At 68.5% G+C, this 1,666-nt stretch carries 3 protein-coding genes; all 3 read left to right on the top strand.

Annotated features, from left to right (window positions below):
* Positions 1-15 precede the first annotated feature (15 nt).
* Positions 16-924 carry an ABC transporter permease gene (locus AC27KI_RS24295; RefSeq protein WP_317356089.1) on the top strand — a complete coding sequence of 303 codons (909 nt, stop codon included), beginning with the start codon at positions 16-18 and terminating at the stop codon, positions 922-924.
* Between the two features lie 113 nt (positions 925-1,037).
* Positions 1,038-1,232, top strand: a complete 195-nt coding sequence (locus AC27KI_RS24300; RefSeq protein WP_272549218.1) for a DUF2905 domain-containing protein — start codon at positions 1,038-1,040, stop codon at positions 1,230-1,232.
* A gap of 94 nt (positions 1,233-1,326) precedes the next feature.
* On the top strand, positions 1,327-1,666 hold a 340-nt coding region (locus AC27KI_RS24305), incomplete at its 3' end, for a transporter substrate-binding domain-containing protein (RefSeq protein ID WP_487091068.1).

The following is a 1,666-nucleotide window of genomic DNA, read 5'->3' on the forward strand; positions in this document are numbered from 1 at the left end:
TTTCCAGATTTCCGTATGACCGCTGCCCTCACCCCTTCCGTGGACGCCGCGCCCCGTGCGCGGCCCGAGCCGCCCGTGCGGCCGGAGTTCGAAGGCCCGCTCGCGCCGCTCGAAGGCATTGCGCCCCAGCAGCCGCTGCCGCTGTTCGCCCGCGTTTGGCAGCAGCAGGCCGTGCGGCGGCTCGCCATCCTGGCGGTGCTGGCCGTGCTGTGGGAGCTGCTGGCGCGCTGGCAGGACAACGATCTGCTGCTGCCCACCTTCGTGCAGACCGCCCGGGCCCTGGCCGAAGGCCTGGCGTCGGGCGAGCTGCTGGCCAAGGCCGCGATCTCGCTGTCGGTGCTGCTCAAGGGCTACCTGGCCGGCATCGCGGGGGCCTTCGTGCTGACCACGCTGGCGGTCTCGACCCAGTTCGGGCGCGATCTGCTGTCCACGCTGACCGCCATGTTCAACCCGCTGCCCGCGATCGCGCTGCTGCCCCTGGCGCTGCTGTGGTTCGGCCTGGGGCAGGGCAGCCTGGTCTTCGTGCTGGTGCACTCGGTGCTGTGGCCGCTGTCGCTGGCCACCTACGCGGGCTTTCAGGGCGTGCCCGAGACCCTGCGCATGGCCGGGCGAAACTACGGCCTCACCGGCATCCGCTACGTGCTGCAGATCCTGGTGCCGGCAGCGCTGCCGTCCATCCTGTCGGGCCTGAAGATCGGCTGGGCCTTTGCCTGGCGCACGCTGATCGCCGCCGAGCTGGTCTTCGGCGCTTCGTCGGGCAAGGGGGGGCTGGGCTGGTACATCTTCCAGAACCGCAACGAGCTCTACACCGACAAGGTGTTTGCCGGCCTGGCGCTCGTGATCCTTATCGGGCTGCTGGTGGAGACGCTGGGCTTTCACACCCTGGAGCGACTGACGGTGCGCCGCTGGGGCGTGCAGCGCTGACTGAACGGCCCGCTGCACTGGGCGCGCGCGGGCGGGGGCCATGCCCCTGGGCTTTCAGGGCCCGGGCCGGCCGATCCGGGGCCGAAAAGCCGCAAGCCCTACACTTGCAGCCCATGTTTCGCTGGCTGATCGTCGTTTTTCTCGCGCTGGTGCTCATCAACGGCCTCACGCCGCTGCTGCAGCGCCTGGGGATGGGGCGTCTGCCGGGGGACTTCCGGTTCCGTCTGTTCGGTCGCGAGTGGTTCATTCCACTCACCAGCACGCTGCTGCTCAGCGCCTTGGCGAGCCTGATCGCCAAGTGGGTGTGAGGCCCGCGCGTCGCCTGTCACGGATTTTCCATCTGCCCTTGTCACACTGGGCGCGCCCGATGTCCCGGCCGCCCCTTTGAAAGTCGTTTTTCCCATGTTCCGCTCCATTGCCCGGCTGCTGCCGCTGCTCGCCTGCGCCATCGCGCCGTTTTCCGCCATGGCCCAGGGCCCGGCCAACACCTTGCAACGCATCCAGGAAACCCATTCCATCACCCTGGGCGTGCGCGAAGCGGCCTGGCCGTTTTCGTTCCTGGACGACAAGAAGGCCCCCGCGGGCTACTCCGTGGACCTGTGCCTGGCCGCGGTCGATGAGATCAAGCGCACGCTCAAGCTCAAGGAGCTGGACGTGAAATACAAGGTGGTGAGCGGCACGGAGCGCATCCCCAAGCTGGAAGCCGGCGAGATCGATCTCGAATGCGGCTCCACCACCAACA

It is taken from the genome of Acidovorax sp. KPB24-03, assembly GCF_057546605.1.

Bases quoted from the DNA above. Each gene is read 5' to 3' on its own strand.
- AC27KI_RS24300 (WP_272549218.1), top strand. From the start codon at position 1,038: ATGTTTCGCTGGCTGATCGTCGTTTTTCTCGCGCTGGTGCTCATCAAC.
- AC27KI_RS24295 (WP_317356089.1), top strand. From the start codon at position 16: ATGACCGCTGCCCTCACCCCTTCCGTGGACGCCGCGCCCCGTGCGCGG.